The organism is Arthrobacter sp. MMS18-M83 (assembly GCF_026683955.1).
In the GTDB taxonomy this organism is placed as follows: domain Bacteria; phylum Actinomycetota; class Actinomycetes; order Actinomycetales; family Micrococcaceae; genus Arthrobacter.
Window position 1 is genome coordinate 2,066,781 of the sequence record NZ_CP113343.1, and the last position, 15,820, is coordinate 2,082,600.

16 protein-coding genes are annotated in these 15,820 nt (G+C 63.8%); 6 read left to right on the forward strand and 10 right to left on the reverse strand.

The window, feature by feature from the left end; translation table 11 throughout:
* Positions 1–63 precede the first annotated feature (63 nt).
* Genes OW521_RS09690 through OW521_RS09705 form a run of 4 tightly spaced genes read right to left on the reverse strand, consistent with a single transcriptional unit; the run spans position 64 to position 3,234 of the window.
* On the reverse strand, positions 64–1,086 hold the full coding sequence (locus tag OW521_RS09690; protein WP_268024927.1) for a sensor histidine kinase: 1,023 nt from the start codon (positions 1,084–1,086) through the stop codon (positions 64–66).
* A complete protein-coding gene (locus tag OW521_RS09695; RefSeq protein WP_268024929.1) occupies positions 1,079–1,753 on the reverse strand; it encodes a response regulator transcription factor in 675 nt (224 codons plus the stop codon). The genes OW521_RS09690 and OW521_RS09695 overlap by 8 nt, the downstream gene beginning before the upstream one ends.
* 5 nt (positions 1,754–1,758) lie before the next feature.
* Complete coding sequence (locus OW521_RS09700; RefSeq protein ID WP_268024931.1) at positions 1,759–2,412, reverse strand: DedA family protein; 654 nt, start codon at positions 2,410–2,412, stop codon at positions 1,759–1,761.
* A gap of 9 nt (positions 2,413–2,421) precedes the next feature.
* Positions 2,422–3,234: a phosphatase PAP2 family protein gene (locus OW521_RS09705; protein WP_268024933.1), complete on the reverse strand. Its 813-nt coding sequence runs from the start codon at positions 3,232–3,234 to the stop codon at positions 2,422–2,424.
* Positions 3,235–3,405: 171 nt separating this feature from the next.
* Between OW521_RS09705 and OW521_RS09710 the strand changes: the two genes are divergently transcribed.
* Genes OW521_RS09710 through OW521_RS09720 form a run of 3 tightly spaced genes read left to right on the forward strand, consistent with a single transcriptional unit; the run spans position 3,406 to position 5,978 of the window.
* Positions 3,406–4,191 carry an alpha/beta fold hydrolase gene (locus OW521_RS09710; RefSeq protein WP_268024935.1) on the forward strand — a complete coding sequence of 262 codons (786 nt, stop codon included), beginning with the start codon at positions 3,406–3,408 and terminating at the stop codon, positions 4,189–4,191.
* Positions 4,192–4,210: 19 nt separating this feature from the next.
* Positions 4,211–5,086 carry a hypothetical protein gene (locus OW521_RS09715; RefSeq protein ID WP_268024937.1) on the forward strand — a complete coding sequence of 292 codons (876 nt, stop codon included), beginning with the start codon at positions 4,211–4,213 and terminating at the stop codon, positions 5,084–5,086.
* Between the two features lie 49 nt (positions 5,087–5,135).
* Positions 5,136–5,978, forward strand: a complete 843-nt coding sequence (locus OW521_RS09720; RefSeq protein ID WP_268024939.1) for an IclR family transcriptional regulator — start codon at positions 5,136–5,138, stop codon at positions 5,976–5,978.
* A gap of 139 nt (positions 5,979–6,117) precedes the next feature.
* Here OW521_RS09720 and OW521_RS09725 read toward each other — a convergent pair whose 3' ends face one another.
* On the reverse strand, positions 6,118–7,599 hold the full coding sequence (locus tag OW521_RS09725; RefSeq protein ID WP_268024941.1) for a purine-cytosine permease family protein: 1,482 nt from the start codon (positions 7,597–7,599) through the stop codon (positions 6,118–6,120).
* Between the two features lie 214 nt (positions 7,600–7,813).
* Here OW521_RS09725 and OW521_RS09730 point away from each other — a divergent pair, with 214 nt between their 5' ends.
* On the forward strand, positions 7,814–9,265 hold the full coding sequence (locus OW521_RS09730) for a purine-cytosine permease family protein (protein WP_268024943.1): 1,452 nt from the start codon (positions 7,814–7,816) through the stop codon (positions 9,263–9,265).
* A 163-nt stretch (positions 9,266–9,428) separates the two neighbouring features.
* Here the strand turns inward: OW521_RS09730 and OW521_RS09735 are convergent, their stop codons facing one another.
* The 3 genes from OW521_RS09735 to OW521_RS09745 are packed head-to-tail and all read right to left on the reverse strand — an operon-like array spanning position 9,429 to position 12,104.
* Positions 9,429–10,286: an aldo/keto reductase gene (locus OW521_RS09735; protein ID WP_268024945.1), complete on the reverse strand. Its 858-nt coding sequence runs from the start codon at positions 10,284–10,286 to the stop codon at positions 9,429–9,431.
* A 15-nt stretch (positions 10,287–10,301) separates the two neighbouring features.
* Positions 10,302–10,712 (reverse strand): (R)-mandelonitrile lyase, encoded by a 411-nt coding sequence (locus OW521_RS09740; protein WP_268024946.1) that lies wholly within the window; start codon positions 10,710–10,712, stop codon positions 10,302–10,304.
* Between the two features lie 15 nt (positions 10,713–10,727).
* Positions 10,728–12,104: a DHA2 family efflux MFS transporter permease subunit gene (locus tag OW521_RS09745; protein WP_268024947.1), complete on the reverse strand. Its 1,377-nt coding sequence runs from the start codon at positions 12,102–12,104 to the stop codon at positions 10,728–10,730.
* 187 nt (positions 12,105–12,291) lie between these two features.
* Between OW521_RS09745 and OW521_RS09750 the strand changes: the two genes are divergently transcribed.
* Together OW521_RS09750 and OW521_RS09755 are read left to right on the forward strand one after the other, a co-directional pair.
* Complete coding sequence (locus OW521_RS09750; protein ID WP_268024948.1) at positions 12,292–12,705, forward strand: TetR/AcrR family transcriptional regulator C-terminal domain-containing protein; 414 nt, start codon at positions 12,292–12,294, stop codon at positions 12,703–12,705.
* A gap of 94 nt (positions 12,706–12,799) precedes the next feature.
* Entirely contained in the window at positions 12,800–13,984 is a 1,185-nt protein-coding gene (locus OW521_RS09755; protein WP_268024949.1) for an FAD-dependent oxidoreductase, read from the forward strand.
* Positions 13,985–14,127: 143 nt separating this feature from the next.
* On the opposite strand, the gene OW521_RS09760 is transcribed toward OW521_RS09755, so the two are convergent.
* Together OW521_RS09760 and OW521_RS09765 are read right to left on the reverse strand one after the other, a co-directional pair.
* Positions 14,128–15,300 (reverse strand): flagellar hook protein FlgE, encoded by a 1,173-nt coding sequence (locus OW521_RS09760; RefSeq protein ID WP_268024951.1) that lies wholly within the window; start codon positions 15,298–15,300, stop codon positions 14,128–14,130.
* A gap of 46 nt (positions 15,301–15,346) precedes the next feature.
* Positions 15,347–15,808: a flagellar hook assembly protein FlgD gene (locus OW521_RS09765; protein WP_268024954.1), complete on the reverse strand. Its 462-nt coding sequence runs from the start codon at positions 15,806–15,808 to the stop codon at positions 15,347–15,349.
* Positions 15,809–15,820 lie beyond the last annotated feature (12 nt).

Here is a 15,820-nt window from a genome sequence, read left to right on the forward strand (position 1 = left end):
CCCAAAAGACGCCCAACCTGCCAAACTGCGGGCTGCCTAAGTGTTGAACGGAGCTTCAGCGGTCTAGCTCGTCGCGTTTCCGGAGCCTACGTCCTTCGGGTTGGGGCTTTTCGGAGCAAGCGGCAGCGTGATCTTCATGACGGTGCCCCGCGGACCGCTGCGCTCGACCCCAACCGTTCCGCCAGCTCCCGTGATGATTTCACGGACCAATGCCAAGCCAATTCCGAAGCTGCGCTGGCCCATTGCCCTTTCCGGGTTCTGTGTCCTCACGAAGCGGTCAAAGATCCTCGTCTGGTCCACTCCCCTGATCCCGGCCCCGGAATCCGAGACGGTGACCACCGCACGGCTGCCTAGCACCGCCGTCGTGATCCCGACCTGGCCGCCGGCGGGCGTGTGTGCCAGCGCGTTGTCGGCCAGGGCAAGGAGCGCACGTCGGAATCCATTGCCGTCAATGAGCGCGAAGGGGCGGTCCTTTTCTGTCAAGGTGACGCGGACATCCTTCTCCCCCGCGAGCTGCTGCAAGCTTTCGACGACGGCGGCCGCGACGTCGGCGAGATCGCTCGGCTCTGCGGTGGCATTCGAAGGCGAGCCGGTTGCTGCCACGAGCAATTCGTTGACGATGCCGGTGAGGGTCGCGGTGTCATTGCGGATGCGGGCGAGCGCCTGCCCGGTTTTCGAGTCCGGGACGGCATCGCGTTGGGCAAGCTGGACTCGGGCATCCAGGATGGCCAGGGGTGTACGCAATTCATGGCTGGCGTCCTGCACGAACCGTCGCTGCGATGCGAGCGCCTCTCCCAGCGGCCTGATGGCACTCCGCGCGCTGAGCCAGCCAATGCCGCCGGCCAAGAGGATCCCCACAATGCCGGCAACGATCATGGCCTTCAGGAGGTCCTTGGTATCCAGGTAGGCGTAGACGGAGTCAGTCTCGCTTGGTCCAGGGAGTCCGGGCTGCCGGGCCTGGTTGAACAGGTATATCGCGGCGGCCGCCAGGAGGCACAGCACCAAAACTGCGCAGGCCGCGCTGATCCGCACTGCGATCTTCAAGGAGGCTTTGCGGAGTTTCGCCTGGTCAGGATTCTCAGTCATGGGGATTGCCGATCTGGTAACCGAGGCCGTGGACCGTCCGGATCACCGTTTTGGAGATCTTGCGGCGCAGGTGGTGGACGTAGGTGTCGATCACGCCCGGCTGGTCCGTGGCGTGGAACAGGGCGCTGATGAGGTCTTCCCGGGTGAAGACCCGCTCCGGTTCCCCGGCCAGGGTCTCGAGGAGCGCGGCTTCCTTCGCCGTCAGCGTGACCACGGAACCGTACACGGAGCGCACGGACCGGGCACCGGCGTCGAGCTCCCAATCCCCGATTCCCAGGGTTGTGGGCGCCTCGACGTACGTCCGGGTGAGGGCTCGCAAGCGAGCGGCGAGCTCCATGGCGTCGAACGGTTTGCTCATGTAGTCGTTCGCTCCGGCGTCGAGGCCCAGGATCTTCTCATCTGTGGCGCCAATCGCGGTGAGGATGAGGATCGGGGTTGCAATTCCCTTGGAGCGAAGGGCCTTGATCAAGGCAATGCCGTCCATCACGGGCAGCCCCCGGTCAATGACCATCGCGTCCCAACTTTTGGTCAAGCCGAGGTGGAGCCCGTCGCGCCCATTGACAGCCAAGCGGACGGAGAAGTCCGGCTCCAGGAGCTCGCTGATGAGCGGGCCCAGTGCGGCATCGTCTTCGACCAGGAGGAGGGCCGGCCGCTCAGCTGTTGTCATGCTGTCTATTCTTCCCCGGCGTGCCCATTCGTGGCGCTTACTTTGACCTTGCGGCGCTTCTTGAGCAACTCGACTCCCCAGGGCAACACGGAGACCAGAACCATGATGACGGCGATGGCGTCAATGTTGTTTGCGATGAACTCGTAGTGTCCCAGCCAGGAACCCAGGAGCGTGACGGAGGTTCCCCAGATGACGGCGCCGGCGATGTTCCACAGCGTGAAAGATTTGTAGTTGTAGCGGGCTATGCCTGCGCTCAGCGGTGCAAATGTCCGCACAATGGGCACGAAGCGGGCCAAGACGATCGCGGGGCCGCCGCGGCGCTTGAAGAATTCTTCGGCCGTGTCCAGGTGGGCAGTCTTCAAGACCCGGGCATCGTCCTTGAACCAGCGCCGTCCGAACTTGCGGCCGAGCATGTAGCCGATCTGGTCTCCGGCGATAGCTGCGGCCGATACGACGGCGATCAACACCGGCAATTCAAGCTGAAGTTGCTCGTGCAGCAGTCCGGTGGTGAACAGCAAAGAGTCACCAGGCAGGAAGGGGAAAAGGAGACCGGATTCGATGAACACGATCAGGGCTACGACGCCCAACGCCGCAGGGCCGAGGCCCTGGAGGAGGGTGGTGGGGTCAAGGAATGCCGGCATGGCAGAAAGTACGTGCATTGGTCCTCCTCAGGATCCGTGTGCTTGTGTTGCGGGTGCTTCCGAGGTGGCCGCTTGTGTTGCGGCGGCTCCTGAAACTACCGCTTCTGACACCGTTCGGTGCGAGAGCCGCTCCAGGATTCGCGGCGCGTACCGGTTCCAGAGACCGGCCAGGATGATTACCGCGGCGCTGGTGGCCAGGAAAGACGCCACAACGTCGCTTGGGTAATGGACTCCGATGTAGATCCGGGACCACGCAACCACCACGGCCAGGACTGCCCCGGCCCACGCGGTGATGGCGCCCCATCGGGTGCCCCGGACCAGGAAGTACAAGGCGAACGCGAACGCTACGGCGAAGGCCGTGTGGCCGCTAGGAAAGCTGTTGGAACCCGTTTCCGGGGAGAGTGGATCGAAAAGAAGCGCAGGGTCGGGCCGGTGGCGGGCAACGATCAGTTTGAATACCTCGCTGGCAGCCCAGCCCGAACATGCGAAGAGCACAAACACGACAGCCCGCACGAAGGACCTGCGAACCAGGAATTGGTACAAGCCGATGACCAGGACCATGCAGACTCCTGCTACAGGAGCAAAAAGAAAGTTCAATATCATGGCCAACGTCGTCAACCCTGCCACGTGGTGGCGGCTCAGTTCCTGGTCAACGCCAAGTTCGCTGGTGGTCAGGCCCGTTACCGACTGCACGCTGAAGCCAATGGCAAGGACCACCGCCGAGAGGGCCATGCCCCACAGAAGCCAGTACCTGGGCTGCGGAAGCAACGGCACACTGTGGCGGACGACGGCGGAAGTGCGGCCTTCCGCGGAAGTGTTCTGCTTGGCATGTGATCGCATGGTGTCTCCGGTTCGGGGGTGGCGGCCGTTATGCGGCCGGCTTCCACTCTCGCGCGGGGCATTTAAGAAGCTCTTAAGAACTCCTGCTTTTGGGTCCTTCGCCCCTTGACCCGTGGTTGGCTGAGCCCCAGAGTTAGGAACCTACTGTCCGCCAAAATCGAAGGATCTGGGATGTCCGAATTTGCGATCTCGAAAGACGGTACCCGCATCGGGTATGACCAATACGGCGAGGGACCTGCCGTGATCCTGGTTGGCGGTGCGATGCAATTCAGGGGTTTCGACCCCAACACGGTGGAAATGGCCAAGCTCTTAGGCGCTAAAGGGTTCACGGTCTTGAACTTCGACAGGCGTGGCCGCGGGGAAAGCGCCGACGCTCCATCATTCACCTTGAAGGACAACATCGACGATCTGGGCACGCTGATCGACATCGCAGGAGGCGAAGCTGCGCTCTTCGGGAGCTCGTCCGGTGGCGCGATTTCCCTGGCAGCGGCGGCAGCCGGCCTACCCGTCACGAAGCTTGCGCTTTGGGAGACTCCCCTGAGCGATGAACTCGGTACCGGTGGGGCCGAATTCTTCGCAGGGCTCCAGGAACGGATCGCATCCGGGGACAAGGCCGGCACCATCGAGTACTACATGAAGGACATGCCGCCGGAATGGCTGGCCGGCGCCAAGAACAGTCCGGGATGGCCCATCATGCTCGAACTGGGCCCAAGCCTTTCCGCCGATGCCGAATCCCTCGCGTGGACACAGTCCGCGCCAAGGGCAGAACTGTGGTCCGGCATCACGCAGCCCACCCTGGCGATCGTCGGCGAGCAGACCATACCGATCATGCCGAAAGCGGCCGACTCCATCGTGGCCAACATCCCGAGTGCCCGCAAAGCCACCATTCCAGGCGCCAACCATAGCTGGGAACCAGGAGTCATGGCAGACGCGCTGGCCGAGTTCCTCGCCGGTTAGTACGGCACTGGCCTCCGCGATGGACCTGGCCGGGATCGCCGTCGAACTCTACACACTGGTTCCCTCAGCGTTCACGGCGGCCCGCACTGCGCGGGCCAAGGAAGCCAAGTCCGGTGGGGACGCCGAACTGGCGAAACAGATCGCGCGGCTGCCCAAGCCTTCGACGGCGGCGTGGGCGGTCAACATGCTTGTGCGGCACGGCACCAAGGAATTCGCGAGCGTCCTGGAGCTCGGGGCATCGCTAGGGAGGGCCCAGGAGCAGCAGGATCACGACCGTCTCCGTACGCTGGGCCAGCAGCGCCCGCGCGTGTTGACTGCCGCCGTCGAGCAGGCCCGTGCGGTGGCCGAAGGCCTGGGCGTCAAGGTGAGCGGCGCCGCCGCTCTGGAGATCGAGGCCACGTTGAGGGCCGCGATGACGGATCCCGCCGCCGCAGAGGCGCTCCGCAGCGGGCAGCTGGTGCGTTCGCTCTCCACGAACGGATTGGAACCCGTGGACCTCTCGGGAGCAGTGGCGATTGCAGGCGCACTTCCCGCGGTGGGTACCACCGAAGAAGAGCACGACGACGGCGGGCGGCAACGCGGGCGGGAAGACTCACAGCGTGAACGCGAGAAGGCACAAACCGCACTCGTGGAAGCAGAGCGCAATGCGGACAACGCCGATCTGGAACTCGCCAAGGCGGAGCGCGAAAAGGCCGAGGCCGTGCATCGGAGCCAGCAACTCGCCGTCGAAGTCAAAGCTGCCAAAGACAAGCTGGCTGCGTTGCAGCAGGAGCTTGCCGCTACGGAGTGGGCGATCACCCTGGCCGAGCGCAACCGCAAACTGGCGGTCCGGCTAGCCGCCCGGGAACGCCGGATCGCGGAAACGGCGCGGGCCCGCTTGGAGGGGTTGAGCTAGGCATCCTGGCGTCCGATATACCGGACAATCGGGGGCGTATTCTTAGACGATGAACAGCCATTCCGTGCGACCCAAGGCGCCAGCTGCAGCCCAGGTGTTGGCGGTTCTCAGATACGTCGCAGGCCAAGCAGGCCCGGTCAGCGCGTCCATCATTGCGCGCGACCTCGGATTGCCTCGGTCCACCACGTATCAGCTCATCGCATCCTTGATCGATGACGGCTTTTTGGTCCATCTTCCGGAAGAGCGCAAATATGCCTTGGGGGTGACCGCCCATGAGTTGGGGACAGGGTATTCGCGGCAAGCTCCGATCCAGCGGATTGCCCGGTACCCGCTGTCCCGGCTCGTCGCCCGGACCCGCCGGACAGCCCATCTCGCCGTGATGCATGGGCGCGACGTCGTTTACGTGATCGAGGAGCGGGCGCCGAGGCAACGGCCACTGGTCACGGACACCGGTGTCCGGCTTCCGGCTCATCTGACGGCCAGCGGCCGGGCGATGATGGCCCAGATGGACCCAGCCCAGGTGGCTGCGCTTTTCCCGGGACCAGAGGCTTTCGCGGAGCGCCACAGCAACGGCCCGCAGTCCTTGCCTGCATTGCAGGATCTCTTGGCGCGGGCACGGTCGCTCGGATATGCATGGGAGCAGGACGAGGTCACGGAGGGGTTTTCCTCTGTTGCCGTCGCCGTCCTCGACCGGCAACGCTATCCGGTGGCCAGCGTGACCTTGACGGTGTCGAACCGGGCGTTTCCTGGCGGAGGCACCCGGCACCGGGCCAAGGACGCCGAGACCGCTGAGGAAAGGGCAGTCCGCATTGAAGACGTCGCCCGGGAGTGGATTCCGGAAGTGACCAGATGTGCCAGGGAAATCTCCCGCCGGCTGGGCACCCAAGCCTGATCCCGACGTCGTACATTCCTTGGCTCAGCAGACGCCCGCTCACATATGAGGCCAAATGCCAGGATGCTCGCTCACGTCATGTGAGCGAGCATCCGCCGGAAACACCCCGAAAGTGAGCGTCTGGGGGTAGGGGCAAAGGCTAAACTGCCGCGGTTTTCGACACTGAGCCAGCTAGTGGAACAACTGCCTTCGAGGCGAGTTCCGTCGGATAGACCATCTCGGCCGGAGCGTTGGAATTCCGCTTCGCCAGCGGGTAGAAGACCATCGCTGTGACCACGAGTCCTACGAGCCAGGAGATATCGGCCCCGCCGAGCAGCTCGGTCATCGGGCCGGTGTAGAGGGTCTGTGCCAGGAACGGGATCTGGACGACGATGCCGATCGCGTAGCTGAACAAGGCGGTCTTGTTCCAACGCCCGTAGCGCCCGTTCACGTTGTACAGGGCGGGAATGTCCACCTTTTCCTTGGAAACCAGGTAGTAGTCCACCAGGTTAATCGAGCTCCAGGGGATGAATACCATCAGGAGGAGAAGGACGAAGTTTTTGAAGTTGGCAATGAAGTCGGGGGAAGCAAGGACTGCGATGAGTACCGAGAGTCCGATAAAGCCGATCACATAGGCGAAGCGGGTCCAGGAGGCCACTGCCGACTTTCGAGTGAACGCCGTGACCGAGGTAAGCATGGTCATGTAGCCGCCATAGGCGTTCAGCGTGTTGACGGTCAGTTTTCCGGTCACGATGACCAGGTAGATAACAACCGCGATCAGTCCGCCGCCGCTCAAATTCCCGAGGAAGGCGACCTGCCCGTCCAGGAACCTTGCGCCCTTGGGCAGTGCGAGGGCAGCGAAGAGCGCGCCCAGGGTCATGGACCACTGGGAACCAATCACCGTCCCGAGGTATGCCGACATGAAGGTCTTGCGTGCAGGCGTGTTGGCGGGCAAATAGCGGGAGTAGTCGGCCACGTACGGACCGTAAGTCAGCTGCCATCCGGCGCCAAGCGAAATGGCGAGCAGGAACGTCGGAAACTCGAAACCGCCGGCTCCCAAGAGTGCACCGACGTCCTGGGTGACCAACAACCTGATGCCCAGATAAGTGAAGCCAAGGACACCGACGACCGTCGCAATGCGGCCCAACATATGGATGTACTTGTAGCCCAGGGTCGCCACGATGATGGTCAGCACCCCGAAGACGATCATGCCCACGGCCGGGGTGCCGGTATGGAGGATGAGGCTGATCGCCTGCCCGGAAAGGACCGTACCGGTTGCAGCGAAGCCCAGGTACATGACGACCACCAGCACCAAGGGAATCACCGCGCCGAAGATTCCAAACTGCGCCCGGCTGGAAATCATCTGCGGCAAGCCGAGCTTCGGGCCCTGGGCCGCGTGAAGCGCCATGACAGCGCCACCCACGAGATTTCCGACGAGGAGGCCGATGATCGCCCACAACGCATCCGCGCCGAACAGTACGGCCAAGGCGCCGTCGACAATGGCCGTGATTTGCATGTTGGCGCCGAACCAAAGCGTGAACTGCTGGCCAGGCGAACCATGGCGTTCATTTTCCGGGACAAAGTCAATGGAGCGGCGCTCAACGCGCGGCCCAACCGTTCCCGCTTTTCCTGTGGCCTGCATGCCTATTCCTCACTTTGACAACCGAAGTCCGATGTCCCCAACTGAGAATCAATCAGAGCATGTGAAGTGACTGCGATCACGGAAAGGTGCCCATCTTTCGTCCGATATACCGGACGATAAGAAAGAATCTCGACAAATCCCGTTGCTCTTCTAGGCAGGCCCGCTCTGTGCTAAACCAAAGTCAAGATGCACCCATGCGTCGAAGGAGATCGCCATGAGCACAACGACGGACAAAGGATCGGGCCGCGGGCTGGAGATCCGGTCGATCGACTACGTTCCACTCAACGAGCGGCACGGCAAGGTATCCCACATTGGACCGTTGTGGTTCGTGAGCAATGCCCAGATCGCAACCCTGGCCGTGGGGCTGATCAGCATCACCACCGGCGGCAACCTCATCTGGTCCCTGCTGGCGATCGCGATCGGTGTCCTGGTCGGCACACTGTTCATGGCCGCGCACTCCTCGCAGGGTCCCCAGCTCGGCCTGCCACAGATGATCCAGTCCCGGCCGCAATTCGGCTATATCGGTGCCCTGCTGGTTTGGCTCTTCGCCTACCTTCAGTACGCCGGCTTCAACATCTTCAACACCATCCTGGCCGGCCAGGCCATCTCGGAATCAGTGAACTTCGGTTCCCAAAACCTCTGGTTCTCGGTGGTCACCATTGTCGCCGTTGTCATCGCCCTGTTCGGTTACGACCTCATCCATGCCTTCGAGCGCTACCTGACGTACCTCACCATCGTCATGCTGGCCCTGCTCACGGTGGCGGCCGTCAAATTGACCATACCTGCCGGCGCATACAACCTGGCCGACTTCCATCTAGTGCCGTTCCTTGGCCAACTGGGGGTCGCGGCCGGCTACCAGATCTCCTGGGCCATCTACGTCTCGGACTACTCCCGCTACCTTCCGCCGGCCAGTGGACGCGGCACCTTCCGGTGGACGTTCTGGGGCAGCGCCCTCGGCGGTATTTGGGTGATGTTCCTGGGCGCGTACATTGGCGCTGCGGCCGGGGAGAACTTCGAGACAATCGGCTCGATCAAATCCACCGCCGACCAGCTCTTCGGCGGATTCGGTGGCATCGCCTTGTTCGTCGCCGCCTTGGGCTTGCTGTCCGTGACTGCCCTGAACATGTACGGGGGTTCGCTGACCCTGATATCGTCCATCGACAGCGTGCGGCAGATCCGGCCGACGCTAAGGCTCCGGATCATCACCATCGCCATCACCGCCCTCATTTCCGTGGTCCTGGCGAACCTTGCCTCGGCCGACTTCCTGGCGAACTTCAACGACTTCCTGCTCCTGGTGCTGTACTTCTTCATTCCGTGGACGGCAGTCAACCTCACCGACTACTTCATTGTCCGAAAGGGCCACTACGCCATCGCGGAGATCTTCAAGCCCGATGGGATCTACAGACGGTGGGGTTGGCCCGGCATCATTTCCTACCTCGTCGGCTTTGTGGTGATGATTCCGTTCTTCTCCGCCGGGAAGCTCTTCGTCGGGTTCATAGCCCACGTCATTGACGGCGCCGACATCTCCCTGTTCATCGGGCTCCCTGTCTCCGCTGGGCTGTACTGGCTGATGACCCGGCGTATCGACGTCGACGCCGAGACCCGCTTGGCCAAGGCGGAGGCCGACGCCCTCGAGGCCGCTGCGCACGAACATATCCTGCCGTAACGACGTCGGCGCCGTTCCGCCGTCACGCCAAGCAGGTTTTTGGAGCCTTGAGTCGATGGTGAGCCCGGGATTCCGGGGCATGAGCGGAGTCGCGGTGCTAAGAAGTTGCGTCGCGTGACGCGGCGGCGATCAGTGGCCGGGAGCGCACCGCGGTGCCCTCGTCTCAGGCGATCCTGCGCCCGCCCAACCAGCTGACCATGGCGGGGTCGCGGTGGTCGAAGAAGAGGCTGGCGCCGGTGTCGAGGGTGGCGATCTGGCTCATTTGCTCGGCCGTGAGGGTGAAGTCGAAGACATCGAGGTTCTGGGCCATCCGCTCCGGCCGGACTGACTTGGGGATGACGACAACCTCGCGCTGGATGAGCCAACGGAGCACCACCTGGGCCACTGACTTTCCGTGCGCGTCGGCGATGGCACTGAGGACCGGATTGGTGAACAGCTCATTGCGACCTTCGGCGAATGGCCCCCAGGATTCGATTTGGACGCCGCGTTCGTGCATCAACGCCTGATCGGCGGCGCGCTGGTGGAATGGATGGGTTTCGATCTGGTTCACGGCGGGGACGATCTCGTTGTGGTCGATGAGGTCAACCAGCCGGTCGGGGTGGAAGTTCGAGACCCCGATCGCGCGGGCGAGGCCGTCCTTGTGGAGTTTCTGCATGGCGCGCCATTCGCTGTAGTAGTCCCCGAGCGGCTGGTGGATCAGGTACAGGTCGAGGTAGTCCAGTCCCAGTCTCCGGAGCGAGTTTTCGAAGGCACGCTTTGTTTCCTCCTGGACGCTGCCTGTCGGGGCGTGCTGAACCCAGAGCTTCGTAGTGATGAAGAGCTCGTCGCGGGCGATTCCGCTGTTTTTGATGGCCAGTCCGACGGCTTCTTCGTTCAGGTAGGAGGCGGCGGTGTCCAGGTGGCGGTATCCGACTGCGAGGGCAGCTTCCACAGCGGCTTGGGTTTCGTCGTCGGGGATTTGGAAGACGCCGAATCCGAGGATCGGCATCTCGACGCCGTTGTTAAGGGTGACGGTGTTCATGGGGTTCCTTTGGGGTTATCGGATGATTTGGGCGTGGGCAGCTTCGTAGTCTTGGTCACTGACGGGTTCAAGCCACGTGGCACTCACCCCGTTGTCGTGCTCCACCAAGGCCAGGTGGCACATCATGTTGTCTTGCGTGGCGCCGTGCCAGTGTTCCTCGCCGGGCGGCGTGTTGACCGTGTCTCCTGCGCGCATAAGGATCACGCTGCCGTCCCGGGTAGCGACAAGACCGACGCCATCCGTACAGTGCAGGGTCTGGCCGAGGGGGTGGGAATGCCAGTTGGTGTGGGCGCCAGGAGTGAAGCGGACCATCGCCGCCACGAGCCGCGACGGTGCCTCGCCGTTGTGAAGGGAGTTGAGGTAGACCTCTCCCGTGAACTTTTCCTTCGGGCCCTTGGCCGTGGGGGTAGGGGGCACGAGTTTCATCGTGTCTTCCTTTCGCTAGTGCTGTGATTGCTTCGTGTGGCGTAGCGGCAGGGATGCCACTACGAGGACCAGGAGGAGAAGGGCCGTGGCGCTGAGGCTGATGCGGAGGCCGGCCATGAAGTCCTGCCCCGCCAGTGCGGCACCGAAGACCGCGACGCCGAGGGAGCCACCAAGCTGCCGCGCGGTGTTGACCGCGCCGCTAGCGGTCCCTGCCAGCTCCGCTGGCGCGTGGTCCATGATGAGGGCAATGATCGGGGGCACCGTGAAGGAACCGCCGACGCCGACCGGCACCATGAGGAATGCGACAAGCAGGGTCGGCGCGCCTGTGGGGAGCAAGCAAAGGCCTGCCAGTCCCAGGGCCATGAGCAGCAGGCCCGCGACGATGGCGACGATGCGCCCGTAACGTTCCGCAAACCGGGCCACGAGCGGATTGAGGAGGGCGACAAGGCCGGTCATGGGCAGGAACAGGAGCCCTGTCTCCAGGGCAGTGGCGCCGCGTTGCTGCTGGAAATAGAGGCTCTGGAGGAAGACGACGCCGTAGAAGGCCGCCATCGTGACCCCGGCGATGGTCAGGGCGGTGGAGACAGTCCGTGAGCGGAACAGGTCAAGAGGGATCATCGGGTGCCTGCCCCGTGCCTGCGCGGCTACGAACGCGAGCGCCGATGCGACACAGATTGCGAAGGTCACCAGGATTCCGGGACTTCCATAGCCGAGTTCGGCACCTTCGATAATCCCGTAAGCCAGGCTCGCGAGCGTGAGGACCGCTGTGATCTGCCCCAGCCAGTCGAAGGACATCGGGCGCCGCCGCGAAGGGGCTATGCGGGAGAGCACGAGCAGCGCCACCACCCCGACCGGAAGGTTGACGAAGAAGATCAGCCTCCAGTCCAACTGGGTGAGGAGGCCACCGAGCACCGGTCCGGCGGCAGCAGCGACCGAGCCGCCCAGGCCCCAGTACACGATGGCCCTGCCCCGACGAGCGGGGTCGTGGTAGGCCTCACGAATGAGCGCGAGGGAGGTAGGGGTGATCATTGACGCGCCGATACCCTGCAGCACCCGGCCGGCGATGAGCGCAGGAAGGCTGGGGCTGAAGCCGCACGCCACCGAAGCAACGGTGAACAGGATCATGCCGATCCCGTAGGCGCGCCGGGCGCCGACGCGGTCTGAGAACGTCCCGGCGAACAGTTGAAGTGCGGAGAACATGAGCGTGTAGCCGGTGACTATCCACTGCAGGCCGGAGAGCCCGCTTCCGAAATCGTTCCGGATCTCGGGAAGTGCGACGTTGACGATCTGGGCATCCAAGGCGACAACAAAGAATCCCAGCATCGCAACCGCCAGCGACGCGCGCGGCCGGACGAGGGTCGCCGGAGGAGATTTAATGGCAGTCGCGGACATGAGGCCTTCCAAACGGAGAAACGGGGACTGATTCAAGAAAACCAGTCCCCGCGTCCGCATGGGAGTGCCTGTTGTGCCGTGTACTGCCAGTGCCTGTTTCAGTTCCTAGATGGTGATCGCGCGGGCGAGCCGCCCGAAGTCGGAGTCTCCGCAGCATGCTGACCAGAGGTCATGGCCGGAAAAGCCCATGTCGCTCTACTACTACGTGGCCAATAAAGATGAGATTCTGGATGGCATCGTGAACATGGTCTTCAGCGAAATCGAATTACCCTCCCCCGCGGGCGACTGGCGGGAGGAAATGTACCGACGGGCGCACGCGGTGCGCAGCGCGCTCAAACGCCATCCGTGGGCGGTCGGGCTGCTGGAAAGCCGGTCTTCCCCAGGCGAAGCCAACCTGCGCAACCACGAAGCGACGCTGGGGACTTTGAGGGCAGCAGGCTTTTCCGTTCAGATGGCAGCCCATGGCTATGCCCTGCTCGACAGTTACATCTACGGGTTCGCGCTCCAGGAAGCCGCTCTGCCTTTTGACGGCCGGGACGGGGATGAGTTCAACTTCGGGCTAAACCTCATCCTTGACGGCCTCAGCCGGTCGATGAGGTGAGCTAGAGATGTCCAGCGAATCCGAATCCGCTCCGGCTCCCGGCCCACGATCTTGGGACACGCGCTGTTGCGTGGTCGGCGGTGGGCCGGCTGGCATGATGTTGGGCTACCTGCTGGCCCGCGCCGGAGTCGAAGTGACAGTGTTGGAGAAACACGCCGACTTCTTCCGCGACTTCCGGGGCGATACCATCCATCCAGCGACCACCGACGTACTCGCCGAACTGGGATTGCTCGAAGAGTTTCTGCGCCTGCCGCACACCGAGGTGCCGGAACTGCGCCTCGGCATTGACGGACAGACCTTCGGGCTGGTTGACTTCCGGCACCTGCCCACCCGGTGCAAGTTCATGGCGTTCATGCCGCAGTGGGACTTCCTGAACTTCCTGGCCAGCCAAGCCAGGCGATACCCCACCTTCCGACTGGAAATGAGCACCGAGGCCACCGGCCTGCTCCGCCACGGCGAGCAAGTGACCGGCGTACGGGCACGCTCGGCCCAGGGCGAGGTTGAGATCCGGGCGGATCTCACCGTTGCCTGTGACGGCCGGTTCTCCGTTATCCGGGAGCACACGGACCTGCCGGTACGGGAGTTCGCGATGCCGATCGACGTGCTGTGGTTCCGCGTGCCACGCAGCCAGGATGCGCCGCCGACCCTGGGCTACCTCGGCGGCGGGCAGATCGTGCTCGCCATCGACCGCGGCGACTACTGGCAGTGCGGCACGATCATCGGGAAAGGAACACTCACGCAGGTTCAGGCCGAGGGCCTGGCCGCTTTCCGAGACCGGGTGGCACATGCCGCACCGTTCCTAGCCTCTGGCTTAGCTGCGCTGACCGACTGGGACCAGGTCAAGCTGCTCTCGGTGCGCTCCAATCGGCTGCGGCGCTGGTTTCAGCCCGGCCTGTTGTGCATCGGCGACGCCGCGCACGCCATGTCACCGGCCGGCGCCGCCGGGGTGAATTACGCTATCGCCGATGCCGTCGCCGCGGCCAATCTCCTCGCAGTACCGCTGCGAACGGGCACCATTGCCATCGCGGACCTCCAGCGCCTGCAACGACGGCGCGAACCCGCAGTACGCCGTGCACAGGCATTGCAGCGACAGCAGACCCGCCAACTCGCTCGCCTTGCCCGAACAAATCCACCCATCCAACTCATGCGGCTCATCAGCCACACACCACCGCTCAAACGCCTCCTGGGCCGGATCATCGGCCTCGGCTTCCGTCGCGAACACATCCGCAGCCCTCAGGCGGAGCCGTCGGCGGCCGGGCGCCCCCGCCGTCGGGGGTAGAGACCCGGAGAGTCCCTGAAGGGCAGCGTCACGCCGAGCAAGTTTTCGGCGCTCCCAACGGACCGCAAGCCCGGGATTCCGCGGTTTCGGCGAAGTCCGGGCGCCAAAAAGGTGCGTGGCGTGACGCGGCCCGGCAAGCACCCCTACCTCTTCAGGTTGCTCAGCTCCTGCAGTACTTCGTCCGAAGTAGTGATAATGCGGGCGTTCGCCTGGAAGCCGCGCTGGGCCACGATCAGGTTGGTGAATTCCTGGGACAGGTCCACGTTGGACATCTCCAGTGAGCCCGCAGTCAGGGTGCCGATTCCGGCGTCGCCCGGTGCGCCCAACTGGGCCGTGCCGGAGTTGGCACTGGCCACATAAGTGGAGTTGCCCGCTTTCTCGAGGCCACCGGGGTTGGTGAAGCGGGCGAGTGCCACACGTGCAAGGACCTGCTTGCTGCCGTTGCTGAACGAACCGATGAGCGAGCCGTCCCCGCCCAGGGTGAAGGACTCGAGCTTTCCGGCCTCGGAGCCGTTCTGGCTGCCGACGGTGAGCGTGCTCATGGCGGCGAAGCCGGTGACGCTGGACATGTCCACCGTGATCCCGCCGACCGTCATGGTGCCGCCCGAGGTCAGGGCACCGTTCGTGAACGCGAGCGTCGAGTTGCCTGTGGCGCCGTTCGCGTCTGCCCCGGCCACATCCCAGCCGGCCGCAGAGCGGCTGAACGTCAGCGTCAGGCTGCGGGAGGCGCCGTCGGCGTCGTACACCTTGACCTGGCGCTCCACGCTGGTCCCGACGACGGCGTCGGACGGCAGGTTGCCGTCCAGTGAGGTCTTGGTGGTGGCGACGGCGGCTGCCGTGGTGTTGGGCGAGAGCGCGATGGGCCCGATGGGACCTCCTACGTTCACCGCGCCGTTGGCCGCGGACCAACCCTGGAGGATGCCGCCATCGGGGCTCACTAGGCGGCCGGCGGCGTCCATGTCGAAGGCTCCGGCGCGCGTGTAGAGCTGCTGGCCGGCCTTGCTGGTGATGAAGAAGCCGTCGCCGGAGATCATCATGTCCGTGGCCCGCCCTGTGTTCTGCGATGAACCCTGGCTGAAGTTGGTGCTGACTGCCGCCACGCGTACGCCCAAACCGATCTGGGCGGGGTTGGTGCCGCCGGTTTCGGTCTGCGGAGCACCGGCGCCCTGCGTCATCTGCGAGAGCGTGTCCTGGAACTGGGTGGAAGAGGCCTTGAAACCGGCCGTGTTCACGTTGGCGATGTTGTTGCCCGTGACGTCCAGCATGGCCTGGTGGGCTCGGAGGCCGGAGATTCCGGAATACAGCGAACGAAGCATGGTGTGGCCTTTCTTCGGGTGGTTCGGGGCGGAAATTTGTGGAGCGTCAGGCAGTGGGTGCGGGCGAGGCTGCAGCGGTGATCCCGCTGATGGAATCGAGCGGAATGTTCACTCCGCCGACCGCCACGGTGGGGACTCCTCCGGCGAAGGAAACCGAGCTCGCTACGCCCGATCCCTTGGTTCCGTCGGCGAGCGCGTAGCTGATGTTGTGGCCGATGATCTGGGCCGCAGCCGTACGCATCTGGAGCGAGAAACTCTCCTTCGCGCCCGTGGAGAGTTCGGTCATTTTCTCCATCATGGACAGCTGGATGGTCTGGCCCATCATCTGGTTGGTGTCCATGGGCGCGCTGGGGTCCTGGTTCTTCAGTTGTGTCACCAGCAGGGACATGAACATGCTCGAGTCCATGGTCTGCGCGGGCTTGGGCACGGCAGTTCCAGACGCTGCGGTTCCTGACGCTGCAGTTCCAGGCTGGACTCCGCTGCTTGCCGCGATGGCTTGGATGGTCACTATTGGTTCTCC